Here is a 26,447-nt window from a genome sequence, read left to right as displayed (position 1 = left end):
TGCACGGCCCGCCTGCCGTCCGTGCGGGGACGCAATTCACCGCCGCGAGGCGAATGACCGCCGCGGCGCAAGGCGAGCGGCGGGCGGCGCAAGGCACCTCGCCGCGGCCTCGAGCTCTCGGGCCGCGGCCCGCGGGCCGGCGGACGCGATGCGTCCGGGGCTCGGTGCACGCTGTCCGTGGCTCCGAGCGGCGGAAACGAGCGTCTGCGACGGCGCGGCCGCCACGCACTCGCCGGTCCGGCCGGATGGCGCCCGCCGGCCGGCCGGTCACCCCTTGGTGACACCGAGCGGCGTCAGCCGCACCACCAGCCGGGCCAGCCCGGCGCCTTCGGTCGCCGCGGCCACCGCGTCCACGTCCTTGTAGGCCCCCGGCGCCTCCTCTGCGAGCCCCCGCCAGGAGGACGGCCGTACGGCGATGCCGCGGGACTCCAGCTCTTCGCGCAACTCCTCGCCGCGCACCCGGCGCAGCGCCTGGTGGCGGCTCCACACCCTCCCCGCTCCGTGGCACGCGGACCCGAACGCCTCGTTGCCGGGCATGCCCACCATCACGTACGAGGACGTCCCGAGCGTGCCCGGGACCAGCACGGGCTGGCCCACCGCGGCGAGATCCGCGGGAAGGTCCCCGGCACCGTGCGGGAGAGCCGGCGTCGCGCCCTTGCGGTGGACGCACAGCCGGCGGGGCACGCCGTCCACGTCGTGGGTCTCCGTCTTCGCCATGTTGTGCGAGACGTCGTAGACGAGGTCGAGGCCCGTCCCCGCAGCGCTCTCGAACGCGCGGCGGGCCGCCTCGGTGAGCAACTGCCGGTTCGCCCGCGCGTAGTTCGCGGCGGCCGCCATCGCGCCCAGGTAGTCCCGGCCCGGTGGTGAGACGACGGGAGCGCAGGCCAGCTGACGGTCCGGCAGTTCGATGCCGTAGGTGTGCAGGGCACCCTCCATGGCGCGCACATGGTCGGTGCACACCTGGTGGCCCAGGCCGCGGGAGCCGCAGTGGATCATCACGCACACCTGACCCGCATGCAGTCCGAAGACGGCGGCGGCGTTCTCGTCGTAGACCTGGTCGACGGCCTGCACCTCGAGGAAGTGGTTCCCGGAGCCCAGGCTGCCCACCTGCTGCAGCCCCCGGTCCACGGCCCGCTGCCCGACCTGTGCCGGATCGGCGTCCGGCAGGGCCCCCCGGTCCTCGCAGCGCGCCAGGTCGTGCGCCACGCCGTGACCGCTCTCGACGGCGTACTGCGCCCCTTCGACCAGCAGCTTCTCCAGCTCGGCACGCCCCTGAAGCCGCCAGAGGCCACCGCGTCCCATGCCGCGCGGAATCGTCTCGCCGAGCACGTCCATCACTTTGGTCAGCCGGGGATCGGACCGGTCGAACCCGCTGTCGGCAGCGAGCAGCCGGACCCCGCAGGAGATGTCGAACCCCACGCCGCCGGGCGAGACGACACCGCCGTCATCGACGGCGGTCGCGGCGACCCCGCCGATCGGGAAGCCGTACCCCCAGTGCACGTCGGGCATGGCGAACGAGGCGCGAACGATGCCCGGCAGCGTCGCCACGTTCACGACCTGCTCCAGCGCCCTGTCCCCGGCGGCCTCCGGCAGCAGGTCCCTGGTGGCGTGCACGACACCCGGGACGCGCATGGGTCCTCGCCGGTCGATGCGGAAGCGGAACGGACCGTCTTCCACCAGCGTGATGTCCATGCCGTCACCCTCCGTCGGTTCGGACGTGCGCCGACTGCGAGGTGGGCGAGCCCGGGACGGGGCCCCGGCCGGGCCCGTCGGCCCGTCAGGAGGCGGGCTGGAGGAGCAGAGCACGCACGTCGTGCGGGAGCTGCTCCAGCACCGTCTCCAGCAGCCCGGGTGAGACGTGCCGCCGCACGACGCCCGTGACGGCGGGAGCCATGTGCGGCACGTCGTCGGTGCCGACCTTGGCCTCCCGCACGAAGCGGTCCACGTAGGCCGCGCGGTCGTACTTGACCGGTACGACGCTCGGGTCCCAGCCGTCGTAGTAGACGCCGCGCAGCAGCTCGGGGAGCTGCGCCGCGAAGTGGGCGGCGCCGTCGACGGTGAGCCGGTCGCGGAGCGTGTGCAGCCAGGTACGCAGGACGCGGTGGGCGAGGTGGCGGTCCTCGGTCCCCAGGGCGTCCGAAACGTCCTTCAGCCAGATGTTGGCCGAGTGGATGGCGTGTTCGAAGTCGAGAGAGCGTGTGGCAGACAAGGATTCTCCCCTTCCGGTCTGTTCCCGGCATCCGTCCCTGCACGTCGTCGCGGACGGAGTTCGGCGCGATGCCGGAGTTGTCAGGAGATTCAGAAGGATTCACCCTGCATGGAGACAGCGAAGACTGACCGCAAAGGCAAAGGCCGTCTGCCGCTCGGAGCCGGGTGCCACGGCCCATGCCGCGGATTCGGTTTTCACGTCCCCACCTCGGCCTCCATCGTATTGCGGATGCCGCCGGTCGGCAGCCGCGGACGCCGGCGCACCCGAGCCGCGGTGCTTAGGGGGTTCTTCGGGCGTGCTTCGGGGGGTGCAGCAGCTCAGGGTGCGGTGCTCGACGGCGCGGCCCCCCGAAACCGCGGTGCTCCACCGGGGCGGGGCGGGCGCCTCGCCCCGTCCGGTCGGCCGCGCGTCACGCTCAGCCGCATGCCGGTCGGTTCGCCGTCCGTCGACGGCGAACCTCTTCGGGGGCAGATGCGCCTCGAGTGGCACGCCGAACGCGTCCTCCTAGAATTTTCAGTGTGGCCAGGCCGAACGACGAGGTCGAGACACTCCTCCAGGAGTACGCCGACCTCATCGCGATCACTGGCGGGGACGCCTTCAAGGCACGTGCCTACGAGAAGGCCGCCCGCGCGATCGGCGGACACCCCGCCGACGTCTCCCGGCTGGACGCCGAGGGCCTGCGCGAGATTCCGGGAGTCGGCAGATCCATCGCCGACAAGGTGCTCGAGTACCTGAGCACCGGCCGGGTCGCGGCAGTCGAGGAGACCCGGGCGCAGATCCCGGCCGGGGTGCGGGAACTCATCGCCATCCCCACTCTCGGCCCGAAGAAGGCCATGACCCTCTATCAGCGTCTGCACATCTCCTCCGTGGACGAGCTGGCCGAGGCCGTCAAGGAGGAGAGACTGGCCGACCTGAAGGGCTTCGGCAGGAAGACCGAGGAGAACATCCTGCACGGCATCGCCCTCATGCGGCAGGCGGGCGGCCGAATCCCGCTCGACGTCGCCACGGGTCCCGCAGAGGACATCGTCGCCGAACTCTCCAGCATGACCGGATGCCGGCGCTGCGCCTACGCGGGCTCCCTGCGCCGCATGAAGGAGACGGTGGGCGACATCGACCTCCTCGTGGCGGCGGAGGAGTCCGAGCGGTTCATGACGGCGCTGAGCGAGCTGCCTTCCACGGCCGAGGTCGTCGCCCACGGCGAGAAGAAGACCACGATCCGCACCCTGAAGGGCCTCCAGGTGGACCTGCGCGTCCTGCCGCCGGACTCCTGGGGCGCGGGCCTGCAGTACTTCACCGGTTCGAAGGCACACAACGTCCGCACCCGCACCATCGCCGTCCGGCAGGGGCTCAAGCTCTCCGAGTACGGACTGTCCGAGGTGGAGAGCGGGCGGACGGTCGCCTCGCGGACCGAGGAGGAGGTGTACGCGAGGCTGGGCCTGCCGTGGATCCCGCCCACCCTGCGCGAGGACCGCGGGGAGATCGAGGCGGGCCTGCGCGGCGAACTGCCCGAGGTGATCACGGAGGGAGACGTCAGGGGCGACCTGCACACCCACACCGACCTCACCGACGGCCTCGCGCCGCTGGAGGAGATGGTGACCGCCGCCGCCGGCCGCGGCTACGCGTACTACGCCGTCACCGACCACGCGCCCAACCTGTACATGCAGCGCATGACCGAGGAGAAGATCCTCGCCCAGCGCGAACAGGTCCGCGCGATGGACGGCAGGCACCGCAGGATGCGGCTGCTGCACGGCGTCGAACTCAACATCGGACCGGACGGCGAGCTCGACTGGCCCGACGACTTCCTCGCCGGCTTCGACATCTGCGTCGCCTCCGTGCACTCCCACACCGCGCTGGACCGCGCCGCGATGACCCGGAGGCTTCTGCGGGCCTGCGAGAACCCGCACGTCAACGTCATCGGCCATCCGACCACTCGCCTGATCGGCAAGCGGCCGGGGATCGACGTGGATCTGGACGAGGTCTTCGCCGCCTGCGCCCGCAGCGGTACCGCGCTGGAGGTCAATTCCCAGCCCGACCGCCTCGACCTGTGCGACGAGGACATCCTCCGCGCCAAGGAGTACGGCGCGAAGTTCGCGGTGAACACCGACGCCCACTCCGTGCTCCAACTCGCGAACCTGCGCTACGGGGTGGGCACTGCGCAGCGCGGGTGGCTGACGAGCGAGGACGTGATCAACACCTGGCCGCTGCGGCGGCTGCGCCGGTTCCTGCGCAAGAGCCGGACCGGATAGCAGCGGGGCCCACGGCCCGGCGCGGGGCGACCGTGCATCCCCGCCCGGCAGCCTCGCCGAGCACTGGCTCAGACGTGATACCCGTACCGGCCGCGCAGGGGCACGAAGCAGGCCCCCGCCAGCACCTCCCGGAATTCCAGCCCTGCCCCGGTCCGGCGGAAGGCCGTCACCTGCTCCCGTCCCCCCGGCCCGATGGGCTGGACGAGGGCGCCGCCCACGCGCAGTTGCCGGATGAGCGGCTCCGGCACCTCCGCGAACGCGGCGGACACCACCACCGCGTCGTACGGGGCCCGCTCCGGCACGCCGCGGCTGCCGTCGCCGACCACGACCTCGACGTTCCCGACACCACGGCGGTCCAGATTGCGCCGGGCCCTCTCGGCGATGTCCTGCCACATCTCGACGCTCACCACGTCGGCGGCCAGGCGGGCGAGCAGCGCGGTCTGGAAGCCGAGGCCGGTACCCACTTCCAGGACGTGCTCGTCCCCGTCCAGACCGAGCCCCTCGATCATCATCCCGGACAGTGAAGGCTGCGTGGTCACCTGTCCGTGCCCGATGGGCAGGGGCACGTCCTGGTACGCGGACGGGACGAGCTCCGGAGGGACGAAGTGCTCCCGGGGAGTCTCCCGTACTGCGCGCAGCAGCCGGCCGTCCGTGACACCGGCCAGCCCGAAGGCCCGGGCCAGGTCCTCCGGGGCACGGGCCGACGGCGGGGTCACGGTCCCGCCCCGTCAAGCGGACCATGACCGCCACAGCCGTTCAGGACGGTCCCGCCGGCCGCGCGCCGGGGGCGCTCTCCGCCTCGGCCGGATCGACGTGGACGCGCGCATCCTGGACGCATGCTTCCAGACTAGATCGGCGGGATGCGCGGTCGCCCGGCGTCACGGCGCGAGGACGCAGCCCCCCTGAACCCGGAGTCCTGAGCCCGCCCTGAGTCCCGAGTCCTGAGTCCTGAGTCCTGAGGAGTCTCCGGACCGCCGTGCGAGCGACGGGAGGACGCCGACGGGGTGCAGTGCCGCGAGGCAGCCGGCACCGCTTCTGTCGTGACGGGGGCCGGGCCCCACCATCGCCTGAGCCGTGCCGATGCAGCGCTGCACGGTGCTGCACTGCTCGCGCTGAGGGCCCCCGGTCCGGTGGCGGCAGTGTCCAATCCGCCTCCGCTGCACGCCAGTTGACGACACGCCCCCACCAACGAGCACGTGGTCCGCGGGAATCGCCCGAGGGCCATGGCCCTGGTCCTGGCCCTAGTCCTGCCAGGCATCGGCCAGCATCGCGCGCGTCTCGCCGAGCAGTTGCGGCAGCACCCGTGTGTGGCCGACGACCGGCATGAAGTTGGTGTCGCCTCCCCACCGCGGCACGACGTGCTGGTGCAGATGCGCGGCGATTCCGGCGCCGGCGACCGAGCCCTGGTTCATGCCGATGTTGAAGCCCTGCGCCGCGGCGGCCACCCGCAGCGTCTTCATCGCCCGCTTGGTGAACCGGGCGAGTTCGGCGGTCTCCTCGTCCGTCAGAGCGGGATAGTCCGCAACGTGCCGGTAGGGGATGGTCATGAGATGCCCGCCGTTGTACGGGTAGAGGTTGAGGACCGCGTAGACGTGCTCGCCACGGGCGAGGATCAGCCCGTCCTCGTCGCTCTTGGCCGGAATCGCGCAGAAGGGGCAGCCGTCCTCCTCCTCGGGGCCGGCGGGCTTGTTCTCACCCTGGATGTACGCCATGCGGTGCGGTGTCCACAGTCGCTGGAACGCGTCCGGTGTCCCGACCCCGATCTGCTCTTCCGGCTCGCTCGTCATGCGGGCCAGCATAGGACTTCGCCGGTACGGGGCAGGGCTCCAGGGTGCTGCCCGGAGCCCCGCCCCGGCACGGCCGCGCTCCCCCGTGCCGTAGCGAGCCGCCGCGGCTCTACGAGCTGGGGCGGGCGGACTCCAGCAACTCCGCCACGGCCTCGTTCTGCGGGACGCCGTTCTTCTGCGTGCCGTCGCGGTAGCGGAAGGAGACCGCGCCCGCGGAGACGTCCTCGTCCCCCGCGATGATCATGAAGGGGACCTTGGACTTCTGCGCATTGCGGATCTTCTTCTGCATCCTGTCCGAGGACGAGTCGACCTCGATGCGCAGGCCCTTCTTCCCGGCCTCCGCGGCGAATTCCTCCAGATACGGAACGTGTGTGTCCCCGATCGGGATGCACACGGCCTGCACCGGGGCCAGCCACGCCGGGAACGCGCCCGCGTAGTGCTCCAGCAGCACGGCGAAGAACCGCTCGATCGACCCGAAGAGCGCGCGGTGGATCATCACCGGCTGCTGCCGCGAGCCGTCCGCCGCGGTGTACTCCAGCTCGAACCGCTTGGGCTGCTGGAAGTCGACCTGGATCGTGGACATCTGCCAGGTGCGCCCGATGGCGTCCTTGGCCTGCACGGAGATCTTCGGCCCGTAGTAGGCGGCGCCGCCCGGGTCCATCACCAGCTCCAGGCCCTGCTTGCCGGCGGCCAGGCGCAGCTCCTCGGTGGCCTCCTCCCACTCCTCGGGCTCACCGATGAACTTGGGGTTGCCCTCCTCGCGGGTGGACAGCTCCAGGTAGAAGTCGCTCAGCCCGTAGTCGCGCAGCAGGTTCAGGACGAAGGTGAGCAGGCTGTCCAGCTCGTCCGCCATCTGCTCCTTGGTGCAGTAGATGTGCGAGTCGTCCTGGGTGAAGCCGCGGGCGCGGGTGAGGCCGTGCACGACGCCCGACTTCTCGTAGCGGTAGACCGTGCCGAACTCGAAGAGCCGCAGGGGCAGTTCGCGGTAGGAGCGGCCACGCGCCTTGAAGATCAGGTTGTGCATGGGGCAGTTCATCGCCTTGAGCCGGTAGTTCTGCCCCTCGAACTCCAGGGGCGGGAACATCGACTCCGCGTAGTTCGGCAGGTGCCCCGAGGTCTCGAACAGCTGCTCCTTGGAGATGTGCGGGGTGTTGACGAACTCGTAGTCCGCCTCCTCGTGCCGCCGCCGCGAGTAGTCCTCCATCACCTTGCGCACGACGCCGCCCTTGGGGTGGAAGACGGCCAGCCCCGAACCCAGCTCCTCCGGGATGGAGAACAGGTCGAGTTCGGCGCCGAGCTTCCGGTGGTCACGCTTCTCGGCCTCGGCCAGGAACTCCAGATACGCCTTCAGCTCGTCCTTGGTCGGCCACGCGGTGCCGTAGATGCGCTGCAGCTGCTTGTTCTTCTCGCTGCCCCGCCAGTACGCGGCCGCACTGCGCATCAGCTTGAACGCAGGGATCGCTTTGGTGGTGGGAAGGTGCGGCCCGCGGCAGAGGTCCTTCCAGCACAGCTCGCCGGACTTCGCGTCCACGTTGTCGTAGATGGTCAGTTCGCCGGCGCCGACCTCCGCCGAGGCACCTTCCGCCGCCTCCGCCGCCGAACCCTTCAGCCCGATCAGCTCCAGCTTGTAGGGCTCGTCCGCCAGTTCCTCGCGGGCGTCCTCGTCGGTGGTGACGCGTCGTGAGAAGCGCTGCCCCTGCTTCTGGATCTGCTGCATCTTCTTCTCGATGAGCTTCAGATCGTCGGGGGTGAACGGCTCCGGGACGTCGAAGTCGTAGTAGAAGCCGTCGCGGACGGGCGGTCCGATGCCCAGCTTGGCCTGCGGGAAGAGCTCCTGCACCGCCTGCGCCATGACGTGCGCGGTGGAGTGGCGGAGGATGTCGAGCCCGTCCTGGCTGGTCAGCTGCACGGGCTCGACCTCGTCGCCGTCGGCGACCTCGTACGCCAGATCCTTCAGCTGCCCCGCCACGCGGGCGGCCACGACGGAGCGCTCCCCCTCGAAGAGAGCGCCGGCCGTAGTGCCCGTGTTCACCACGCGCTCTTCCCGCTCGGAATCGCGTTGGATGATCACACGGACATCGGTCACCGGTCTCTCCTGACTCTCATTCCACGGAGCGCCGACGTGTGCCGGGCGCCGCTCGAATCGTACCGAGAGCGGTCCCCTTCCCGCGAAACGGTTATCTGCCCCCCGCCCTCGCTTCGCCGCTCCCCCGGGGCTGCTCCCGCCAGGGCAACCGCGATCGGTGCGGCCGCGATTGACGTGTCCCGGAATGCGGTATCAGCAGCTCGGTGCCCTTACGGACGGGAGTGCTGCCATGACCCAGTGGTACGAGGGGCCCCTCGCGGCACTCGCCCTGCGGGCCCGCCGCCCCGGGACCGCACCGGAGCCGGACACCACGGCGGACGCCGACCCCGAACTGGACCGGCTGTGCGCCGCCGCGGTGGCCGTCCAGCAGGCGCCGCAGGCACCGGCGGAACTGCACCTGCCGCCCGGCACCCCGGCCCTCGCGGCAGGGCCGGCGGCCGACTGCGTGGCGCGGTTCCTGGCGACCCATGCGACCGGCAGGCCACTCGTCGTGCTGAACGCGCCGTACGATCTGACGCTGCTCGACCGCGAGTTGAGGCGCCACACGAACGTGCCGCTCGCGAACCGCCTCGGCGGCCGCGGCATGTGCGTACTCGATCCCGTGCTTCTCGACCGGCGTCTCAACCGCACACCGGGAGCCACGAGCCCGCACCGCGGGCTGGACCGGCTCTGCGACAACTACGGCGTTGCTGTGCCCGCCGAAACCGTTCAGGACGAGGCCGTCGCGGCGTTGGCGCTGGCGAGGGCGCTCGGCCGCCGCTTCGCCTCACAGCTCGCCGGGCTCACACCCGCCACGCTGCACACCCTCCAGGCGGTCTGGTTCGCCGCCGAAGCATCAGGCACCGCGGCCTGGTTCACCAGCGGAACACGGCGGGCGGCGGACCACATCTGGCCGCTGCGGCCGATGACGACTGCCCGGTTCCGGTCCCCCGCCGCCAACGCACGCGAGGAGGCCGGTCCGTCGGGGTGACGGACCGGCCTCCTCAACACGTGGGCGATACTGGGTTCGAACCAGTGACCTCTTCGGTGTGAACGAAGCGCTCTCCCGCTGAGCTAATCGCCCGCTCGCGGCACGTGCAGAACCATACAGTGCGCTTCAGTCATCATCCAAACGCCCTTGGAGCCACCGCTCCAGGCCCCGCCGCCCCGCCCGCATCATCAGAGCATGGTTGGCACGGAAGAGGGGGCGTGCGGGCACCGCGAACCGCCTCAGCAGCCGCTTGCGCACCTCGACTTGCTGTTCGTACACGGCGACCGCACCACCGGAGTGCGGGGCTGCGCCCCCGGCCACCGTCCAGCGCGCCCAGCCCTCCACGTCCCCGGTGATCTCCATCTCCAGGACGCCGGCGGCAGGCTCGTGCCGCCTCGCCCGGCCCGTGATCAACAGATCGAAGGGGAGGACGGAACGGATGCGCGCGGTGCCCGACGTCCCGTCCAGCGCCCGCACCTCCCGCACTTGGGGCCACCACAGCGGGTACTCACCGCCGCGCTCCAGCGCCGCGTAGACCGCTTCGGGGGCCGCGCGGAGCCGCCAGACGCTGCGGAACGCGAAGCGGTGTCGTCTGGCCGTCATCGGCACGCTCCTCACCCTCTCCCCCGCGGAAGGCCGTTGCCGCCCGCGGACCGTGAACTCTCCCGGGATCCTGTCACCACGGTCACCGCCGTACACCGAAGCCCGTTCCCCGAATTCGTCTGTTCCTGCGGGAGTTCACACACCCGAACCGCGGAATGCATCCGTCCGTAATTACCGATGAAGTGAATTCCCGTTGCTTCTCCGCTTCGACGAGAATCACGGTGCGGGACCGGAGAGAAGACCGGAAGACGCCGCGTGCCCGATGCACGAGAACGGGGCCCGGCCATTCAGCCGGACCCCGCTCGAAGCGGTGGGCGATACTGGGTTCGAACCAGTGGCCTCTTCGGTGTGAACGAAGCGCTCTCCCGCTGAGCTAATCGCCCGCTGCGCGCATCAGATTACCGCATGTGAAGCCGTCCTCCGGACTCCGCGGACACCCTCGGCCCCTACCGCACGTACTGCTTCTCCGTGGCCTCCTTGCGTCGTCGGCGCGCCTGCCGCCGGGCCTTCAGCCAGTGCGTCCACTCCAGGACCTGCCGCTTCGTCCAGCGCAGCACCCGCTGTGCCCAGGGGAATTCCGTCGCCCACAGTCCAATGCCCGCGAAGATGATCAGCCAGCCGGGACCCGGCAGCGGGAGCAGCACCACTCCCCCGGCCACGACCGCCAGACCGAGAAGGAAGATCAACACCTGCCAGGTCCGGTGCAGGGGCTTCGATGACTTGATGAACCGCGGGGCCCGAGACCCCAGCGGTCGCTGGTCACTCTCTGCGTACATATCCCCAACGTAACCGAAGCCGGCGCCGTCACCGGAATAGCCCTACGCCAAAAAAACGACACAGGCCATATCAAGGGCTGCATTACTCGCAAAACGGTCAGAGGGGTTTACAACCGACGAGTACGTGGCATGTCGATTTCGCCGACGTGCGAACCCCCGAGCGCACACTGAGCGAAAGGCCCTGGCGCTTATGAACACCACGGTCAGCTGCGAGCTGCACCTGCGCCTCGTTGTTTCGAGCGAGTCATCACTGCCGGTACCCGCGGGGCTGCGGTACGACACGGCCGATCCCTATGCCGTCCACGCCACCTTCCACACCGGCGCCGAGGAGACCGTCGAATGGGTCTTCGCGCGCGACCTCCTCGCCGAGGGGCTGCACAGGCCCACCGGCACCGGTGACGTTCGTGTATGGCCCTCCCGTAGCCACGGTCAGGGCGTCGTCTGCATCGCCCTGAGCTCCCCTGAGGGCGAGGCTCTTCTCGAGGCCCCGGCGCGGGCCCTGGAGTCCTTCCTCAAGCGAACCGACGCTGCTGTGCCGCCCGGCACCGAGCACCGACACTTCGACCTCGACACAGAGCTCTCGCACATCCTCGCCGAGAGCTGAACCACCGGTCCCGCGCAGCCGTCCGACTCGGGGCGACGGCTGCGCCTCCCTCGGCCCAGCAGGGCACGCACGGCGACGCCGTCGCCCTCGGAACCGGCTTCACCGGGCTCCGTCGGTGGCGGCGTCGCCAAGCGTGTCAGGCGTTAGTCTCTGCGCACCGGACACCGCTGGGCTGACCCGAGGAGCGACCCGTGCAGATCAACCACGACACCCGGTGCGCGCTCGACGACGTCGTGGACCTGCTCAACACAGCGGCCGACGGCGCACGGCCCGACCTGCTGGTCTCGGTGAACGACCTCAGGGCGTACGTGGAGCGCAACAGCCTCAGCGACGTCGGCACGCTCACCCAGGAGGACCTGGACGCGGTGCGGTCGGTGCGGGAGCGCCTGACCGAGGTCTTCGGCGCGGACGACGTCCGTACCGCCGCGGAGCTGGTCAACGCCCTGGTGGCCGAGGCGGGGACCACTCCGCAGCTGACCGACCACGACGGCTACGACTGGCACGTGCACTACTTCGCGCCGGGCGCCTCGGTGGCCCACCACCTGGCCGCCGACGGCGGCATGGCGCTGGCCTTCATCATCGTCTCCGGGGAGCTGGACCGGCTGCGCAGATGTGCCGCCCCCGACTGCCGGCGGGCCTTCGTGGACCTCTCACGGAACCGCTCGCGGCGCTACTGCGACAGCCGTACCTGCGGAAACCGGCTCCACGTCGCGGCGTACCGGGCACGGCAGCGGGAGTCCGCGGAGACCGCGCGGGGCTGAGCGCCGGCGGGGCGTCCTGCCCGTCCGCGCCGCTCATTCCAGGAAGAGATCATGGGCGCCGGTGATGGCGAGCAGCACCGCGATGAACGCGAGGAAGAACATCAGCGGGGGCTGGGAGAGGGCGTAGAGGCAGCCCTTCTGCTCTGTCAGCGGCACCTCGGGGAGGGCCGGAACGTGGAGGGGCTGGGCGGTCGCGGCAGGCGCGGCGGGCGGCTCGGCGAGCTCGGCCGGGGGATTCGGCGTCATGTCCATCTCGCGGTGATGATGACGCAGCCCGCACTTCGGCGATGGTCAACACGCCCACGGAACGGTGGAGTTCATGGGGATGCCGGTGCCGTGGCGGAGAACCTGGTAAAGAGCGCCGAAGGTGCGGCTGCGACGGGTGTGCGCTGGGGTGCGTCAGATGCCGTGCTTCTTGAGGATGGCCTCGATGTCGGAGAAGTCGTCGGCGTCGCCGCCGGAGGCTTGCCCCTGCTTGCCGGCGGACGGTTTTCGCTCCGGGCCGGCGGGGGTCGCCGCGGCCGCGGAGCCGAGGGCGGGCGCGCTCGCCGTTCCGGAGGCGACGGCGCGGCCCGGGGGCGTCGCTGCGCCGCGGGGTGCTTCGCGGGCCTTGCGGCGCGAGTGCCGGCCCGCGACCCGGCCGACGACGTACAGCACGAACGCCACGGCGAGGACCGCGAACCCCGCCCAGACGGTGGGCTTGAGTACGAGATCCGCGGCCCAGGAGCCGACCGCTGTTCCGATCCTGCCGCCGAGGCCGATCAGGCCGGACATGGCCAGCCCGACGGGGACGAGCGAGAACGCCGCAATGCGAAGGGCGGCGGCGAAGCGCCGCCGGAAGGCCGTCAGGAAGGCGACGGCCAGGCCGGCTGCGGAGAGAGCGGCGCACACGGTCGTGGTCAGCATGTGTTCCATTTTGCAACGCCCGCACGTCACAGGCCATGGCCGTCCCTCCGATTCAGGGGAGATCTCCGGGTCATGGGCGTTCCGCGCGGCTGAGAGACTGTCCGCATGGACGTCTCCTCCCGCCCCGTGCTCGACTACTGGTGCGAGCTTCAGTGCCCCGACTGTCACCGCGCTCAGGGCGACCTGGACGCGCTGCGCGAACGGTACGGGGAGCGGCTGGAGATCCGGCTGCGGCACTTCCCCCTGGAGAAGCACAAGCACGCCTACGCCGCCGCGCAGGCGGCCGAGGAGGCCTTCGCCCAGGGCAAGGGCGATGCCTATGCGGCGGCCGTCCTTGCGCGCAGCGGCGAACTCGCCCGCCGCGGTGAGGAGTTGCTGCTGGAGGTGGCGCGCGGGCTCGGGCTGGACGACGCCGAGTTCGAGGGTGCACTGATCGACGGACGGCACCTGCTGATCGTCGACGCGGACCAGGCGGAGGGCAGGGCGATCGGGGTGAAGGGCACACCGACGTACGTCATCGGCGGGCAGCGGCTGGACGGCGGGAAGAGCCAGGAAGGGCTGAGGGCCCGCATCGAGGAGATCGCGGACGGCCTGCTCGGCGACCGCGCCTGAGGGTCGGGCCCCTGTCCGTCAGCGGAGTGACGGGGCCGTCCCGGAAGTCAGAGCAGCTGCTTGCGGAAGTGGTGTTCGGCCACGTGGTAGCCCAGTGACGAATACAGGTTCACCGCCGGGGTGTTGGCGGTGAGAACGTGCAGCCCGAGGGTGCGTGCACCGGCCGCGAGGGCCACGCGCTCCGCCACGAGCATCAGGGCGCGGCCGTGCCCGTGGCCGCGCAGGGCCTCGTCGACCTCCACCTCGTAGACGTAGGCGTCGCAGTCGGGGCGCGGGCTGCGTTCGAGTTCGACCCAGAGCCGCCCGACGTCGGCGCCGTCGTGGACGAGGACTCGCATTGCCGCGCCCGCCGTCGACGCCCCGCCGGGCAGCAGCTCCTCGAACGCCGCCGCGGCCCTTCGTCCGGCCTCGTCGGCAGAGAGGCCTCGTTCCGTCATCGTCTCCACCAGCCGGAGCAGCCCGCTCTCGCGCCATGCGGGAAACTCCGCGTCGCTCATGGGCCGCGCCGCGCTGCCGAAGGGAAGCGGCGGCTCCTCCCCCAGCTCCTTGAGCATGCTGCGGCTGCGCTCACGGTAGCCGAGGCCCGCGGCGAGTTCCCGTGCCGCATCCGCCTTCGCCGGGACGGTGATCTCGACTCCCCGGCAGCCCCAGTCGCGCAGCACCTCCTCGGCGGCGAGCGCCGCCACGGCGCCCCGCCCGCGGCGCCGTTCGCGCTCCTCGACGACGAGCTGCGTCACACGGCCGGTGAGCGGACCGTGCTTCGGGTCGACGGTCAGCCGGAGGATGCCCACGGGGCGGCTGTTGACGCAGATGTCGTACGAGCGGGAGCGGATGCCGTCGGCGTCGTACTGGTCGGGTCCGGTCGGGCGCAGCGTCGTGGTCACGCTCGTGTTCTACCCGGCCCGGCAGCTTCCCGTCACGCGTGCTGCGGACCGCGGTGGCAGGGAAGCGTGCCCGGCGGTCACGGATCGATGTCGGCCGCGGAGCGCTCGGAGAAGATCTTCATCGCCTCGCGGGTGACCGGGCCGGGGGCGCCGGGCAGTTCGCGGTCGTCGACGCGGTGCACGGCCTGGACGTCGCGCAGGGAGGAGGTGAGGAAGACCTCCTCGGCCTGTTCCAGCGCGTCGAGCGGCAGATCGGTCTCCCGCGCGCCCGACCACTCGGCGACCAGGGCCCGCGTGATCCCCGCGAGACAGCCGGACTCCAGCGGCGGCGTGTGGAGTTGACCGTCGAGGACGACGAAGACGTTCGTGCCGGTGCCCTCGCACAGACGGCCCCGCGTGTTGGCGAAGAGGGCCTCTCCGGCGCCGTGCCGGTGCGCGCGGGCGAGCGCGAGGACGTTCTCTCCGTACGACGTCGTCTTCAGTCCGGCGAGCGCGCCCCGCTCGTTGCGGGTCCACGGGACGGTGATCACGGCGGTGCTGTCGGGGCGCCGGTGGAACTCGCTGTGGACGGCGACGAGAGTCGGCCGGACCTCGCCCCGGTCGGAGCCGAGCGGTGAGGGACCCCCGGTGTAGGTGACGCGGAGCCTGCCCAGCGGCACGGGTTCTGCCTCGGTGACGGCCAGGCAGGCGCGGCGCACCTCCCCGGCGTCGGGCTCGGGCAGACCCAGGCCGCGGGCGGACCTGGCGAGGCGCTCGACGTGCCGGGTGAGGGCGAACGGCGTGCCGTCGGTCGTCTTGACCGTCTCGAAGACCCCGTCTCCCACTGTCAGTCCGTGGTCGAGAACGGAGACATGCGCGTCGTCGATGTCCCGGAGTCCGCCGTCGAGCCAGATCCTCACAGGGCTCCCCTTCCGTTCGTCGCCGTGGAGCCGGGCACCTCGGGGTGCCGCACGTCCGACGCTACCTTGAGCAGTCCGGATGCCTTGAGTTCCGTCTCCGCCCACTCCTTCTCCGGGTCGGATCCCCAGGTGATCCCCGCGCCCGTTCCGAAACGCAGCACCGCGCCGCCGCAGGTCCGGGGCCCCGTTGCGCCGCCGGCGGGGCCGGCCCGTTCGATCCAGAAGGTCCGTATGCCCACCGCGAGCTCGCCTGTCCCGCGGTCCGCGTCGACCCAGCCGATGCCTCCGCAGTACGGGCCGCGCGGAGCGGTTTCGAGCTCAGCGATGATCTTCAGGGCGCTGAGCTTCGGGGCGCCAGTGACGGAGCCCGGCGGAAAGGTGTGCCGCAGCAGATCCGGCCAGCCGGCGCCCGCAGCCAGTTCGCCGCGAACGGTGGAGACGAGGTGGACCAGCCCCGGGTGCTGCTCGACTTCGCACAGGCCCGGCACCGTGACCGAGCCGGGAGCGCAGACGCGGCCCAGGTCGTTGCGCACGAGGTCCACGATCATCACGTTCTCGGCGTGGTCCTTCTCCAGCATCTCCTCCGCCGTGCGGGCCGTGCCCTTGATGGGGCCCGAGGTGACGGTGCTGCCCCCGCGGCGCAGAAAAAGCTCGGGGGACGCCGTGGCCACCTCCACCCCGTGGGCGGGGAGTCGGACGGCGCCCGCGTACGGGGCGGGATTGCCGCTCGCCAGCAGGGCCGAGAGCCCTGCGATGTCGGAGGTCTCCGGCGAGGGATCGGGCAAAGGTGCGCTCAGCACGCGGCAGAGGTTCGCCTGGTAGACCTCACCCGCGGCTATGTGCTCTCGTATGCGGCGGACCCCGGCGGTGTAGGCGGCACGGTCCGCGGAGCTGGTCCAGGCACCGGGGGCCGGGCCGTGCCATCGCGAGGCCGCGGTGGCGGCCCCCCGCGGCGCACCGGGGGCCGGTGTCCGCCGTACGTCGCCGAAGCGTGCACACAGCAGCCGCCCTTCGAAGTCGGCCACCACAGCCCACCACCCCGCCGATTCCAGGGCAGAGGGGTCGCTCGTGACGTCACGCAGATCGGTGGCGAGGAGAGCGCCGAAGCGGGCGAAGGGGGACGGAGCATGCACATGGCCGAGTCTATGGTGCGGGTGACGGAGCCCCGTCCGGGTCCGGGCGGGCACCCAGGGCTCCCTGCGAGGGGGCACGGAGGGGACGTGGCGCTGCTCGGCGGGGCCGGACGGACGGTCACGCAGGGCAAACAGAATTTGAGCTGGCAGCGATATCCGCTAGAGTTCAACCCGTCGCCGGGACGCGCAAGCCGACCGGGACAGCAACACCTGCGGACGTGGCTCAGTTGGTAGAGCATCACCTTGCCAAGGTGAGGGTCGCGAGTTCGAATCTCGTCGTCCGCTCTGAGTGGGGGTTCGTGCAGCTCCCGCCTCGGTGGAGTGGCCGAGAGGCGAGGCAACGGCCTGCAAAGCCGTCTACACGGGTTCAAATCCCGTCTCCACCTCCAAGGACGATTAGCTCAGCGGGAGAGCGCTTCCCTGACACGGAAGAGGTCACTGGTTCAATCCCAGTATCGTCCACACAGGCCAGGGGCCGTTTCCCGAAGAGGGAAGCGGCCCCTGGTGCGTTGTGAGTGACCAACTGCGTGACTATGGGTTGGAGTTGGGTTCCACGGCGGACGTGTCGGATGGGCCGGCGACCCGGTCGTTCTCGAAGACCCGGTCCATGACGACCGCTCCCGTCTGGATCACGGGACGGATCTGCTTCCGGTAGACCTTCTCCGTCACGGCCGTGCTGGAGTGGCCGACCAGGCGGGAGATCTCCTCCAACGGGACGCCGCTGTCGGACAGTAGCGACACGAAGCTGTGTCGCAGTTCCCGAGGCGTCCACTCCGCGGGGTCGAGCCCGTCAACGGCCTTGAGCACTCGCCGGAATGCACGGCGTACGTTGGCTGCGTCCAGCTCGGTGCCGGCCTCCGAGGCGAAGACGAGACCGCGCTCGCTCCACTCCTCCCCCGCTTTCGCACGCCGTCGCTCCTGTGCCTGCCTGTGCTCGGTCAGTACCTCCACGCAGCGACCGGGAAGGGCGAGGGTGCGGCGCGACTTCCGCGTCTTGGTGTCTCCGCCCGCACGGACGGACCGCCACACGGCGAGGTACGGCGGTACCGGCGGGTTCGCGTCCGGCATCCCGACGAGGTCCACGTGCTCCCACGCGAGCGGGCGCAGCTCCTCCGTCCGGGCGCCGGTGAGCAAGGAGACCACGATGTACGCGTGCATCGAGGTGTCCGCCGCGGCGTCGAGTACGGCCTCGGCCTGGGCGAGAGTGAGCGCCTTCGAGGGCCGGCCCGCCTGTCCAGTGGGGATGGAGCAGAGTTCCACGACGTTGCGCTTCACCTTGTCGCGCACCATGGCCCGCTTGACCGCACGGTTGAGGCAGGAGCGGATGACGCGCAGGGTGTCGGTGCTGAGAGTCCTGGCCTTGTCTGCGAGCCACTTGTCCACGTCGTCGGCGCTCAAGTCCCGGAGTTTCCGTGCGCCGAGCGCCGGGATGACGTGCCTCTGGCAGAGGATCGTGTACTTCTCGACGGTCACTGGAGCGACTCGCGTGAGGCCGTAGGCGAGCCAGTCCTCCACCGCGTTCTTGACCGTGAAGGACGCGGGCGCGATGGCGAGACCGTCCTCATAGTCGCGAATCACCTGCCGCAGCTTGGCCTTCGCCTCGGTCTTCGTACGACCGCTGCCACGCTTGACGATTCGTTTGCCCCTGCCGTCATGACCCAGGCTGACGGTCGCGACCCAGCGTTCCCGCCTGTCGTCCCAGTGGAGCCCGCCGTCACCTCTGCTACGCCGCTTGGTCATTGACTCCCCCGGCTTCGCGTTCGAGGAGCGCGACGTATTCGCGGATCGCCGAGTCAGGAATCCGGCGTGAACGGCCCTGCTTCACGGTGCGAAGCCGACCGGCACGGATCTGCTCGTAGATCACGGACCGGCTGAGGTTGAGCAGCCTCATTGCGTCCTCAACGCGATGGAGGACGGGACCACCAATTTCATTTCCCACTGCCCTTACTGCCATCGTCACCACTCCCCCTCGTTAGTCAGATCCGTCAGGGCTTCGCGTGCGGCCTCGCGGTTGAGGTGGAGATCGCGGGCGATGGTGCTTGCAAGCAGTGATTCACCTGGGCTGTGGCCGTGGCCGGCGAACTGCCAGTCGGCTAGGACGAGCACGGTGTCCGGCTCCAGGTCGTCCAGCCCGAGTGCTTCGGCTTGCTGGGCTGCCCGATAGTCGGCTCTGGTCTGGCGGAGGGCGCCGAGGGTGACGGAGTAACGGCGGGACTTCGTCGAGAAGTGGCCGCGGAAACCGAGCATGTGCGCCCAGGCCCACAGCCGCCGGTCCGGGTAGAGCACTTCCAGGTCGCGGCAGGCGCGGATGAGCCGTCGTGTGTGGTCGGGTACGTCATAGCGGTCCAGTTCGGCGAGTTCGCCGATGCGGCGGTCCAACGTGCCGGTGGTCTCGGCCGCCTTGGTGGCGTACTTGGCCACGTAGGCGGCGACGGCTTGTTCGGTCAGCTCGGAACCGTCGCTGAAGGCCCGCACAGGTCGAATGTCGAGCTGGGTGCCCCACCGAAGGGCTCGGCTCGGTTGGTGACCGGCCGCCGGGACAGTGACCGTGGTGTAGGCGTGAGCGGCGGCGGCTCGGATCGCGTCGTCCAGGAGCCGGGTTCGGGCCCAGGACGGCGGCGGATCTTCCGGTCCCTCGGCGCCGTCGAGGCGTACGACAGCGTGGAAGTGGATCGCTCCGCGGCGCTGAAACTCGGCGACCTTGCCGTAGGAGATCCGGCAGACCTCGCGCAATTCGCGTTGTGTGAGTCCGGCGCGGGCGGCGATCTCGCGGCGCAGTCGCACGGTGAAGCGCTGCCAGAGCTGTCCGGCGTGGTTGTTGAAGAGGACGGCCCCGGCGTAGTCGTACGAGTCAGGGTCGAGCGGTGTGCCCAGGGCCGGGTCATCGTCGCTGTGACGGGCGCCGCAGCGGCAGCGGCCAGTGTCGGGACGGTTGTGCACGGGCCCGAAGCTCGGCGCGGTGAGGGTGGCGAAGACGCGCGGGTGTTCGCGCACCGTGGCGGGGATGTCGCGTCGGTCGTCGCCGGCGAGTCCGGCGCGGATGAGGTGGTAGGTGTCCCCGGCGTATGTGCGTGCGCAGGAGGGGCACCGGGACGCGCGGCGGTTACCGCAGGCGATGCGGAGCCCCGCCGGGCTCCTTGTCGGTGCTGTAGCGGTGCAGGGTCTCGCCGGTGGTGCGGTCCTTAGTCAGGGTCCAGCCGGTGAGGTGGACGGGATTGGAGCAGCCGCCGGTTCGGCGGATCTGGTCTTCCCAGCGGGCGAAGTCGGCGGACCCGGCCACCCTCAGCGCGTCGCCAAGGGTGATCGGGTCCAGGCCCGCAGAGGTCGCGGGCTCGGTCATGCGCGTCCCCCAACAGCAGCGGGGGCGTTTCGCCGGGGCCGGGTCTTGCCGGTACCTCGGCAGGCAGGGCAGGTGATTCGGAGCGTGACGCGGCTGCCGTCATCGTGCAGTTGACCAGTGGTGACCGCCACGACGGGGAAGCCGTAGCAGCAGCGGCAGAGCCGCCCCGGAGCGTTAGCCCGGTGGGTCATGATGGGTGTCTCCTTTTCGATCTCGGTCGGGAAGGGGCAGGGCTCTCGGGGCGGCTGATGCTTGGCGGTATCGGGGCCGCCCCGAGGGCCGGTCAGTAGCGCTTGTGCTGCGAGTTGAGGAGTGAGCGGAGGACCACCGCGAACACGGCCACTGAGACCGCGGTGACCGCGACGGCCAGGAGCAGCGAGACAAGGACCGCACCGACGACGAGTGCGACGGCTCCGCCACCACCGACGACGGCGGCAAGTGCGCCGGGCGTGAGCTGCACGGTGCCGCGAGGAGCGGCCAGCGGGGAGACCGGTACGGCCTCGTGAGCGGGGTGAACGACGGTCGGCGTCACGACAGTTGGCGAGGCCGAAGCTGTCGGCGCGGGGGTGGTCGGGTACTTGGGCCGGAGCATGGGTCCTCTCTTCGGTCAGTCGTTGGTTCCGTTGACGACCTCGGTCCCGGTGCGGGTGCCGGAGTCGATGGCGGGTGCGAGGAAGGTGTCTGCCAGCAGGAAGCCGCCCAGCAGCAGGACGACGACCAGCCATATCGGCGGCCGGAAGAGGCGGATGCCGAAGTAGCCGACAAGGGCGAGCACCAGGACGAGCGGCAATTGGACGGTCATGGCGTGGTCCCCTTTCAGCGGACGGCGCAGCGGTGGGTACGAGCGGCGAGTTGTGCGGCGGAACGAGTGCCGTAGTCGGCGGACCAGCCGCAGCGTTCGGCGGTGCATACAGCCGCGTGCAGGGTCTGGCCGGTGCGGCGGTTGCGGTGGGTGCCGATCTGTACGGGGCCGATGCGTTGGACGGAGTGGAAGAAGTCGCGTGCGGGCAAGGGTGGTTCTCCTTTCAGGTGAGGTGTGCGGCGATCGCGTCAGCCATCGGCGCAGGCACGGCAAGTTGGGCCCGTAGCGCGTCTGTGCCGATGGGCGAGCCGGTGCGGGCCTGGTGTGCGTAGGCGAGCTTTCGCGCGTGGTCGACCAGCGCCGGCGGGACGGACTGCAGCGGAGGCGAAGGCGGCGCGGTCGGCTCGCTGGGTTGAGGAGCGGGTTGCGGCAGCTCGGGAGCATCGCGTTCCACGGCCGTCACGGGGTCGGGTGCCTGCTGAGCGGCAGTCGCGGGAGCGGTATCCGCCGACGCTTCCGGTTGGGACTCCCCCACCGGCGAATGGGCCAGCAGCGTTCCGCCGAAGAAGGCGAGTGCGGGCCACCCGGCGACGAGGATGCGCAGCCAGGCGGGCACCGCCTCCAGGTCGAGGAGCCCCGCCGTGGCGATGTTCGCGCCGAGGGACGCCGCGAGCGCGATGACGAACCAGCACCAGGGCAGTCGCGCCGAGTCCCCGGTCTCTTGCAGGGCCCGGATGCGTCGCCATGCCGCCACGAGCAGCAGGTCCACGCTGATGGGGTAGGCCCAGGCTTTCCAGCCGTCCTGCCCGGCTGCACGCGCGATGTCATGCAGGTGTGCGAAGGACAGGGCGCCTGCGATCACAGCCTGGATCAGTACGGCGTCCACGCGCGGCAGCCGGGTCATGATCGATTCACCTCCTGTTTCGGGCATGGGTCGGGTAGGGACGTGGCGCGAAGCGGTCGCGCCGACCGTGTCGGGGGAAGGGGTCAGGCTGCCTTGTGGATCGGCTCGACGGCCGACAGATCAGCCTTGGCTGTTGCCAGTTCGAGGTTGGGCCGGTAGGCGGCCAGTTCGGGCAGCTCCGGAGTGCGTCCGGCTTCCGCGTTGCAGGTGTTCACGGCCTGCCGGAGCGACGTGTACGGCGTACGAGTCGTGACCCAGCCGCCGGAAGAGTCACCCGCAACGGCCGTGCCTGGACGGTCGGTTGGAATCTGCGTGGTAGCGAGCACGGCGTCCGGCGAGATGTCCGCGAAGGCCATGTTCGCCGAGGCTTCGTCGTTGACCCGGTGAGCGACGCGTCCGGTGAGCTGGGCGCGGAGCATCGTGATGCCCTTGCCGAGTTCCGAGCCGAAACGCTGCCCGCAGATCTCGACGTAGATGCCGGCGGCCCGGCCGAGCTGGACGAGCCGCACCAGCGCCGTGACGATCCGGTCGCGTCGCTTCTCCTCTTCCTTGCTGGCGAAGAGGGCGAGTTCGGCGACCTCGTCGATCAGCAAAACCACAGGCAGGGGCCGCAGGTGGTCGGGCAGTCCCCAGATGTCGGCAGTGATCTCCGCATCGGGGACGTCCGCGCTGATGCGCTGTTCGGCGCGGATCAACTCGTAGTTCGCCTCCATACGCTCGATGAGCGCTTCCAGCAGGCCGAGCACGTCATCCTGGTTGGCCGCCAGAGCGGAGAACCGGCGGGCGAGCGGCGCGAGTTCCACACCGTTCTTGCAGTCGATGCCGACCAGGGCGACCGGTTGTCCGGCGAGAGCCGTGACGAGTCGCCGCTGGTAGACGGACTTCCCCGACTGAGTCGCACCCAGGTTGAGCGCGTGCGGCACCTCCCGGTAGTCCCGGTAGTGCACGGCACCGTCTTCACGCAGGGAGACCGGAACCCGAAGAACATCGGACTGCACCCGAGCAGGCATCTGCACCCGTTTGAGCACGTCGTAACCGGTCATCCGCAGCTCGACCACACCCGCTTTGATCTCCCGGCAGGAGACTCCCTGCATCGTGAAGGAGTGCCGCAACCGGTCGGTCGAGGCGATGAAGTCGTAGGCGTCCTGTCCGGGCCGGAGCTTGATGCGCAGCACCAAGCCGGTACGGGTCGGACGCATCCGCAGGATGTGCGGCACCCGCGATGACGGCGCCTCGGTACGGGTCGCCCGAGCCAGCGCCAGCCGCATGCGGGAGGGAGGAACGGTGAGCCCGCAGGCCTCCATCACCGATCCGTACCGGACAAGGACCCGGATGCCGGCGACGAAGACGCCGATGCCGAGCCAGTACCAGGCGGGGCGACGCCACCGAAGCAGCACCGCCAGCCCACCGGCGATCATCGAAGTGATCAGTGCGGCCGTCATGTTCAGGCCGCCTGGTTCTGTCCGGCCTCGGCGAGGGAGGTGACGGCCACGGCGCGGAAGGCGATCCCATGTCGCTTCTGGCCGTTGAACTCGTTCTCCCACGTACGAGCCCGAAGGTTGGTCACCGCGACAGGCGTTCCAGGCGTAAGGCCCTCCGGAATGCCGGTCTCGGGCACCGAGACGTTGTAGACCTCGGCTTCTCCGTCGTCGGTGACCATCAGGCCGACGGTCATCATATGCGCACCGGTCTCCCGGTCCACGGCGATCTCACCGGTCTGCCGGTTGGCCAGCTTCTTGGCCGGCGGCACGGCGACGAAGACGACGGCGGTGTTTGTGTCGATCTTGAAGGACGGCACAGTGAAGCAACTCCCTTGCACAGCGCGCCATAAAGGCACGCATAGCTGACAAATCGCTACGCAACGGGAGGTTGACCGCATACGGGCAGGGCGCGATACGCTGCTTGCGCGTTGACTCCAACAACGCACCCGGCCTGAGTGGGCTGCCTCCCGCTCAGGCCACATCCATGTCTGTGGCCTTGTTACTCACGCGCCGGTTCAGGTCTGCCTACCTGTCCGGCGCGTTCGCAATGTCCGCTCAGCAACTCCGTTGGCAACGAAGGGCGTTGCGAACAGTCACCACAGTAACCCGTACTCTAAGTATTGTCTAGTACTTCAAGTACCAATCCGTACTCCAGGTACGCCTAGCTCCGTGACCAGCGACCGGAGGTCGTCAGACGGCGGCTGGCTCATGGTCGCGAGGTCCGCGACGAGCTGCTTGACGGCAGGCATCGCTCCGACGATCTCGGGCGAGAGGCGCTGTGCGGCGCGGATTGAGGACACGGATTCGCCGATCTGCCGACGTTGCGCGTGAGCCCGCGCGACATCGAGGTGGAAGCGCGTCTGACGCTCGGAGGAGAGCCCGGAGGCGTCCACTCGCTCGGCGGCGCGCAGCGCGACTCCTGCGTCTCCCAAGTCGACGGCAACGGCGACTTCGTACAGGTCGACGTTCGCCGGCCCGAACTCGGTGTTGTAGTCGTTCCGTCCGGGCCCGACCGTCTTGGCCATCTCTCGCGCCGCGCGGATGAACTCGTAGGCCGCATCGGCTTGGTTGTTCTTGCCGGCCGCTACCGCTCTTTGCAGGGTGAGCGCGCCCCGCAGCGCGGTCGCTTCGACATCACCCGACGCCGCAAGCGGCTCCAGTGCGTCAGCAGCACTGCCCGATGCCTGGGCGGCTTGCTCGTAGTGCCGTGCCCCCAGAAAGACAATCGACAGCCGGAACTCGCCCGCTGCCATCAACAACGGATCGTTCGCGCGCTCGGCGGCGACGACGGAGCGGTCCACGGCGATCCATGCCGCCTCGGGCTCGCCCATGTTCGTCAACGCGGCGCTGCACGTGTGGTAAACGGTCGCCAGCAGACGGAACAGCGATGGGCGGTCAGCCTCGGGCGCCGACCGTGCCGCAGTCTCCGCCTGGGGCACCAGGCTCTCCAACAGCTCCGCCAGATCAGCGTAGTTGCCCTCGTGCGTCAGCTCCCACGCCCGGTCGACATCCTCACGCAGCTTGTCGAGATCCGGGGGCTCATGCTCCCCGAGAATCGCCCTCAGCGAATGAGCGGCGCTCAGCGCGAGGCGCAGACGGCTCGCACCCGGCGGCTCCGCGGTGGTCGACGCGACAACGGGCGCCTCGGCCGCCAACTCGGCAACCGGGAGGTCCAGGACCTCCGCCACCTTCTCCAAGACTGTCATCCGGTCGATGCGGCGGACGCCGCGCTCCACCTGGGAGAACCAGGCTTCGGAGCGATCCAGCAGCGCGGCGAACTCCTTCTGCGACAGCCCGCGGCGCTTTCGGTTGAACGCGATCTTCCGGCCAAGTGCCTTCTCGTAGTCAGGGCTCACCCTTCCACGCCCTTGCCGGACACCATGTCCAACTTGTCGACCTCGGTCGACGAGAGGTACTGCTCACGAGCAGCAAGGAACTCCATGACGTAACCCTGCGACTCGTGCACGTCGAAGGCGTCCCTGTCCGCGTACAGCTCGTAGAAGATCCGCTCCAGCGGACGCCCCTCCACGCGGTGCACGGTGTAGATCAGCGTCCCCGGTTCGTTCGCCTTGATCTGTTCGCCGGTCCGCGAGACCAACTCGTCGAATGCGGCTGCCGCTTCCTCGTCCTTGCAGGTGAAGCGGACCATCAATCCGAACATGCAGTGATCTCCTTCCTGGTCGTCTCGGGCACCCCCTCCCACGTGTGAACACCTGTCCATGAATGACCCGCACCAAAAGTACGGTCTAGCATTCAAAGTACTCACACACCGAGTACGGTGCTAGTACTTATTGTACGGCTCTCCAGGGTTCCGGTCAGCCACTCGGGACAACAGGACTGGAAAGCCGCTGGTCAGTGCCATGGAGGAACACCATGCCCACCTACAGCCGCACCTTCCCCGGTCTCATGGAGCAGGTCGGCCACGCACGCCGATGGACACGCGACATCCTCAGCGACAACGCTCACGCCGACGACGCCGCCTTAATCGTCACCGAGCTGGGCACCAACGCCCTCCTCCACAGCGCCAGCGGCAACGAAGGCGCGGTCTTCTACCTGACCATCACGCGTACCCCCGAGACAGTATGGATCTCGGTCACCGATGCCGGCGGCACCCGCACAACTCCCCACGTCGAGCACCCCGATGAGAACGAGACGCACGGCCGCGGGCTCGCCCTGGTCTCCGCTCTTACCCAGCGTCTCCACGTCCACGGCAACGACGAGTACGGCCACACCGTCACCGCCGAACTCCATGCCGCCTCGGCCAACACCGGCCTGCTGCATGGCTACTGGTGCGAGTGCACCGTCAACGGCGGCAAGCTCGGCTCCTTCGACGCCACCGACCCGGAACAGGCCCTCCGATGGGTCCGCACCAGCCTGATGATGATCGCCACGTCGCTCGACGAAGACGCCTACCGGCAGGCGCAGAACTGGACGAGCGACGGGCAGTTGCCAGCACTCCGGGCACTACATGACGGCAACTCCGAGACAGTCACCATCAAGCACGAGACCACTGAGATCACTTGGACCACGAGGCCCGTCAGCTTCCTGCCCCTGGCGAACCGTCAGGGCGCCATACTCCCGACCTGTGCCGAGCAGCACTCGACCACCCAGCTCGACGGGCTCAGCCGTCAAGCATCAGGTGAGACCGGCCTGTAAAGCATCTCCCGAGACCGGACAACGCCCCAGGTCAACACTGCGATAAGACTTTCCCTACTTCATCAAGGGCTCGCTCCGCTCGCCGCGCGGCCCGGCTTGCCGCCGGGCCGACGCTCATGTCTCCGCCCCGCTCCGGCCCGGCCGCCGGCCCGCGCGCGGCGCGAGCCACAAGAAGAGGGCGCCATTGTGGCTGGGACGGCCGGCTACACGGCTTTACGGAGCCAGTTTGGAGCGAGCCTCGACGATCATGGCCCAGATCGGGCTATTGCGGGCAGGCGAGGAGCCAGC

Annotated in this window: 29 protein-coding genes, 5 tRNA genes and 1 pseudogene; 9 read left to right on the top strand and 26 right to left on the bottom strand. The window is 69.9% G+C overall.

Translation table 11 applies throughout. From position 1 onward, the window contains the following. Positions 1 to 267 precede the first annotated feature (267 nt). Positions 268 to 1,692, bottom strand: a complete 1,425-nt coding sequence (locus H180DRAFT_RS19080; protein WP_055487307.1) for an RtcB family protein — start codon at positions 1,690 to 1,692, stop codon at positions 268 to 270. Between the two features lie 85 nt (positions 1,693 to 1,777). Further along, on the bottom strand, positions 1,778 to 2,209 hold the full coding sequence (locus H180DRAFT_RS19075; RefSeq protein WP_055487306.1) for a DUF2267 domain-containing protein: 432 nt from the start codon (positions 2,207 to 2,209) through the stop codon (positions 1,778 to 1,780). A 518-nt stretch (positions 2,210 to 2,727) separates the two neighbouring features. Here H180DRAFT_RS19075 and polX point away from each other — a divergent pair. Continuing rightward, on the top strand, positions 2,728 to 4,455 hold the full coding sequence (gene polX, locus H180DRAFT_RS19070) for a DNA polymerase/3'-5' exonuclease PolX (protein ID WP_055487305.1): 1,728 nt from the start codon (positions 2,728 to 2,730) through the stop codon (positions 4,453 to 4,455). Between the two features lie 68 nt (positions 4,456 to 4,523). Here the strand turns inward: polX and H180DRAFT_RS19065 are convergent, their stop codons facing one another. From H180DRAFT_RS19065 to thrS, 3 genes are all read right to left on the bottom strand, one after another. Beyond that, positions 4,524 to 5,171, bottom strand: coding sequence for a protein-L-isoaspartate(D-aspartate) O-methyltransferase (locus H180DRAFT_RS19065; RefSeq protein ID WP_055487304.1), 648 nt, complete (start codon positions 5,169 to 5,171; stop codon positions 4,524 to 4,526). Between the two features lie 525 nt (positions 5,172 to 5,696). Then, positions 5,697 to 6,254 (bottom strand): HIT family protein, encoded by a 558-nt coding sequence (locus H180DRAFT_RS19060; protein ID WP_055487303.1) that lies wholly within the window; start codon positions 6,252 to 6,254, stop codon positions 5,697 to 5,699. A 97-nt stretch (positions 6,255 to 6,351) separates the two neighbouring features. Beyond that, on the bottom strand, positions 6,352 to 8,328 hold the full coding sequence (thrS, locus tag H180DRAFT_RS19055) for a threonine--tRNA ligase (RefSeq protein WP_055487302.1): 1,977 nt from the start codon (positions 8,326 to 8,328) through the stop codon (positions 6,352 to 6,354). Between the two features lie 229 nt (positions 8,329 to 8,557). On the opposite strand from thrS, the gene H180DRAFT_RS19050 reads away from it, so the two are divergent. Then, positions 8,558 to 9,298, top strand: a complete 741-nt coding sequence (locus H180DRAFT_RS19050; protein ID WP_055487301.1) for a 3'-5' exonuclease family protein — start codon at positions 8,558 to 8,560, stop codon at positions 9,296 to 9,298. Positions 9,299 to 9,319: 21 nt separating this feature from the next. On the opposite strand, the gene H180DRAFT_RS19045 is transcribed toward H180DRAFT_RS19050, so the two are convergent. The 4 genes from H180DRAFT_RS19045 to H180DRAFT_RS19030 all read right to left on the bottom strand — a co-directional run bounded on the left by H180DRAFT_RS19045 (position 9,320) and on the right by H180DRAFT_RS19030 (position 10,677). Then, positions 9,320 to 9,391 (bottom strand) — tRNA-Val (locus H180DRAFT_RS19045). A 33-nt stretch (positions 9,392 to 9,424) separates the two neighbouring features. Next, complete coding sequence (locus H180DRAFT_RS19040; protein WP_055487300.1) at positions 9,425 to 9,901, bottom strand: SRPBCC family protein; 477 nt, start codon at positions 9,899 to 9,901, stop codon at positions 9,425 to 9,427. 311 nt (positions 9,902 to 10,212) lie between these two features. Then, positions 10,213 to 10,284 (bottom strand) — tRNA-Val (locus H180DRAFT_RS19035). Positions 10,285 to 10,347: 63 nt separating this feature from the next. After that, positions 10,348 to 10,677 (bottom strand): TIGR02611 family protein, encoded by a 330-nt coding sequence (locus H180DRAFT_RS19030; protein ID WP_055487299.1) that lies wholly within the window; start codon positions 10,675 to 10,677, stop codon positions 10,348 to 10,350. Between the two features lie 190 nt (positions 10,678 to 10,867). Here H180DRAFT_RS19030 and H180DRAFT_RS19025 point away from each other — a divergent pair, with 190 nt between their 5' ends. Together H180DRAFT_RS19025 and H180DRAFT_RS19020 are read left to right on the top strand one after the other, a co-directional pair. Further along, the gene (locus tag H180DRAFT_RS19025) at positions 10,868 to 11,281 is read left to right on the top strand and encodes an SsgA family sporulation/cell division regulator (RefSeq protein WP_003959770.1); all 414 of its coding nucleotides are present in this window, start codon (positions 10,868 to 10,870) and stop codon (positions 11,279 to 11,281) included. A 191-nt stretch (positions 11,282 to 11,472) separates the two neighbouring features. Then, the gene (locus H180DRAFT_RS19020) at positions 11,473 to 12,042 is read left to right on the top strand and encodes a CGNR zinc finger domain-containing protein (protein WP_055487298.1); all 570 of its coding nucleotides are present in this window, start codon (positions 11,473 to 11,475) and stop codon (positions 12,040 to 12,042) included. Between the two features lie 33 nt (positions 12,043 to 12,075). On the opposite strand, the gene H180DRAFT_RS19015 is transcribed toward H180DRAFT_RS19020, so the two are convergent. Together H180DRAFT_RS19015 and H180DRAFT_RS19010 are read right to left on the bottom strand one after the other, a co-directional pair. Next, positions 12,076 to 12,294, bottom strand: coding sequence for a hypothetical protein (locus tag H180DRAFT_RS19015; protein WP_055487297.1), 219 nt, complete (start codon positions 12,292 to 12,294; stop codon positions 12,076 to 12,078). Positions 12,295 to 12,441: 147 nt separating this feature from the next. Next, on the bottom strand, positions 12,442 to 12,948 hold the full coding sequence (locus H180DRAFT_RS19010) for a hypothetical protein (RefSeq protein ID WP_055487423.1): 507 nt from the start codon (positions 12,946 to 12,948) through the stop codon (positions 12,442 to 12,444). Between the two features lie 105 nt (positions 12,949 to 13,053). Here H180DRAFT_RS19010 and H180DRAFT_RS19005 point away from each other — a divergent pair, with 105 nt between their 5' ends. Next, entirely contained in the window at positions 13,054 to 13,560 is a 507-nt protein-coding gene (locus H180DRAFT_RS19005; RefSeq protein ID WP_055487296.1) for a DsbA family protein, read from the top strand. 47 nt (positions 13,561 to 13,607) lie between these two features. Here the strand turns inward: H180DRAFT_RS19005 and H180DRAFT_RS19000 are convergent, their stop codons facing one another. The 3 genes from H180DRAFT_RS19000 to H180DRAFT_RS18990 form a co-directional block, all read right to left on the bottom strand. Continuing rightward, the gene (locus H180DRAFT_RS19000) at positions 13,608 to 14,444 is read right to left on the bottom strand and encodes a GNAT family N-acetyltransferase (RefSeq protein WP_055487295.1); all 837 of its coding nucleotides are present in this window, start codon (positions 14,442 to 14,444) and stop codon (positions 13,608 to 13,610) included. Between the two features lie 77 nt (positions 14,445 to 14,521). Beyond that, positions 14,522 to 15,343 (bottom strand): aminotransferase class IV, encoded by an 822-nt coding sequence (locus H180DRAFT_RS18995; protein ID WP_055487294.1) that lies wholly within the window; start codon positions 15,341 to 15,343, stop codon positions 14,522 to 14,524. Continuing rightward, positions 15,340 to 16,476 (bottom strand): chorismate-binding protein, encoded by a 1,137-nt coding sequence (locus tag H180DRAFT_RS18990; RefSeq protein WP_055487293.1) that lies wholly within the window; start codon positions 16,474 to 16,476, stop codon positions 15,340 to 15,342. Before H180DRAFT_RS18990 ends, H180DRAFT_RS18995 begins: the two co-directional genes overlap by 4 nt. A 212-nt stretch (positions 16,477 to 16,688) precedes the next feature. Here H180DRAFT_RS18990 and H180DRAFT_RS18985 point away from each other — a divergent pair. The 3 genes from H180DRAFT_RS18985 to H180DRAFT_RS18975 all read left to right on the top strand — a co-directional run bounded on the left by H180DRAFT_RS18985 (position 16,689) and on the right by H180DRAFT_RS18975 (position 16,938). Then, positions 16,689 to 16,761, top strand: a tRNA-Gly gene (locus H180DRAFT_RS18985). Between the two features lie 30 nt (positions 16,762 to 16,791). Further along, positions 16,792 to 16,865 (top strand) — tRNA-Cys (locus H180DRAFT_RS18980). Between the two features lies 1 nt (position 16,866). Continuing rightward, positions 16,867 to 16,938, top strand: a tRNA-Val gene (locus tag H180DRAFT_RS18975). A gap of 69 nt (positions 16,939 to 17,007) precedes the next feature. Here the strand turns inward: H180DRAFT_RS18975 and H180DRAFT_RS18970 are convergent. The 12 genes and pseudogenes from H180DRAFT_RS18970 to H180DRAFT_RS18915 all read right to left on the bottom strand — a co-directional run bounded on the left by H180DRAFT_RS18970 (position 17,008) and on the right by H180DRAFT_RS18915 (position 25,164). After that, complete coding sequence (locus H180DRAFT_RS18970; RefSeq protein ID WP_055487292.1) at positions 17,008 to 18,216, bottom strand: tyrosine-type recombinase/integrase; 1,209 nt, start codon at positions 18,214 to 18,216, stop codon at positions 17,008 to 17,010. Next, positions 18,200 to 18,367 carry a helix-turn-helix domain-containing protein gene (locus H180DRAFT_RS18965; protein ID WP_254666082.1) on the bottom strand — a complete coding sequence of 56 codons (168 nt, stop codon included), beginning with the start codon at positions 18,365 to 18,367 and terminating at the stop codon, positions 18,200 to 18,202. Before H180DRAFT_RS18965 ends, H180DRAFT_RS18970 begins: the two co-directional genes overlap by 17 nt. Before the next feature lie 65 nt (positions 18,368 to 18,432). Beyond that, positions 18,433 to 19,816 (bottom strand): annotated as a pseudogene (repSA, locus tag H180DRAFT_RS18960) (replication initiator protein RepSA). Then, a complete protein-coding gene (locus H180DRAFT_RS30515) occupies positions 19,813 to 20,007 on the bottom strand; it encodes a hypothetical protein (RefSeq protein ID WP_074466874.1) in 195 nt (64 codons plus the stop codon). Before H180DRAFT_RS30515 ends, repSA begins: the two are co-directional and overlap by 4 nt. A gap of 92 nt (positions 20,008 to 20,099) precedes the next feature. Continuing rightward, entirely contained in the window at positions 20,100 to 20,408 is a 309-nt protein-coding gene (locus H180DRAFT_RS18950; protein ID WP_055487290.1) for a hypothetical protein, read from the bottom strand. 15 nt (positions 20,409 to 20,423) lie between these two features. After that, the gene (locus H180DRAFT_RS18945) at positions 20,424 to 20,618 is read right to left on the bottom strand and encodes a hypothetical protein (protein ID WP_055487289.1); all 195 of its coding nucleotides are present in this window, start codon (positions 20,616 to 20,618) and stop codon (positions 20,424 to 20,426) included. A gap of 14 nt (positions 20,619 to 20,632) precedes the next feature. After that, complete coding sequence (locus tag H180DRAFT_RS18940; protein ID WP_055487288.1) at positions 20,633 to 20,827, bottom strand: mobile element transfer protein; 195 nt, start codon at positions 20,825 to 20,827, stop codon at positions 20,633 to 20,635. A gap of 14 nt (positions 20,828 to 20,841) precedes the next feature. Next, positions 20,842 to 21,522: a DUF2637 domain-containing protein gene (locus H180DRAFT_RS18935; protein WP_055487287.1), complete on the bottom strand. Its 681-nt coding sequence runs from the start codon at positions 21,520 to 21,522 to the stop codon at positions 20,842 to 20,844. An 83-nt stretch (positions 21,523 to 21,605) separates the two neighbouring features. Continuing rightward, positions 21,606 to 22,964, bottom strand: a complete 1,359-nt coding sequence (locus H180DRAFT_RS18930) for an FtsK/SpoIIIE domain-containing protein (RefSeq protein ID WP_055487286.1) — start codon at positions 22,962 to 22,964, stop codon at positions 21,606 to 21,608. A gap of 2 nt (positions 22,965 to 22,966) precedes the next feature. Beyond that, positions 22,967 to 23,320: an SCO3933 family regulatory protein gene (locus tag H180DRAFT_RS18925; protein ID WP_055487285.1), complete on the bottom strand. Its 354-nt coding sequence runs from the start codon at positions 23,318 to 23,320 to the stop codon at positions 22,967 to 22,969. Between the two features lie 315 nt (positions 23,321 to 23,635). Further along, positions 23,636 to 24,859, bottom strand: a complete 1,224-nt coding sequence (locus H180DRAFT_RS18920) for a helix-turn-helix domain-containing protein (protein WP_055487284.1) — start codon at positions 24,857 to 24,859, stop codon at positions 23,636 to 23,638. Continuing rightward, positions 24,856 to 25,164 (bottom strand): putative quinol monooxygenase, encoded by a 309-nt coding sequence (locus H180DRAFT_RS18915; protein WP_055487283.1) that lies wholly within the window; start codon positions 25,162 to 25,164, stop codon positions 24,856 to 24,858. The genes H180DRAFT_RS18920 and H180DRAFT_RS18915 overlap by 4 nt, the downstream gene beginning before the upstream one ends. Positions 25,165 to 25,376: 212 nt before the next feature. On the opposite strand from H180DRAFT_RS18915, the gene H180DRAFT_RS30970 reads away from it, so the two are divergent. Then, entirely contained in the window at positions 25,377 to 26,159 is a 783-nt protein-coding gene (locus tag H180DRAFT_RS30970; protein ID WP_074466873.1) for an ATP-binding protein, read from the top strand. Positions 26,160 to 26,447: the final 288 nt, after the last annotated feature.

Source organism: Streptomyces sp. WMMB 322 (assembly GCF_900090145.1).
In the GTDB taxonomy this organism is placed as follows: domain Bacteria; phylum Actinomycetota; class Actinomycetes; order Streptomycetales; family Streptomycetaceae; genus Streptomyces.
The sequence above is the reverse complement of the archived record's forward strand: the minus strand, read 5'-3'. Positions and strand labels throughout refer to the sequence as shown.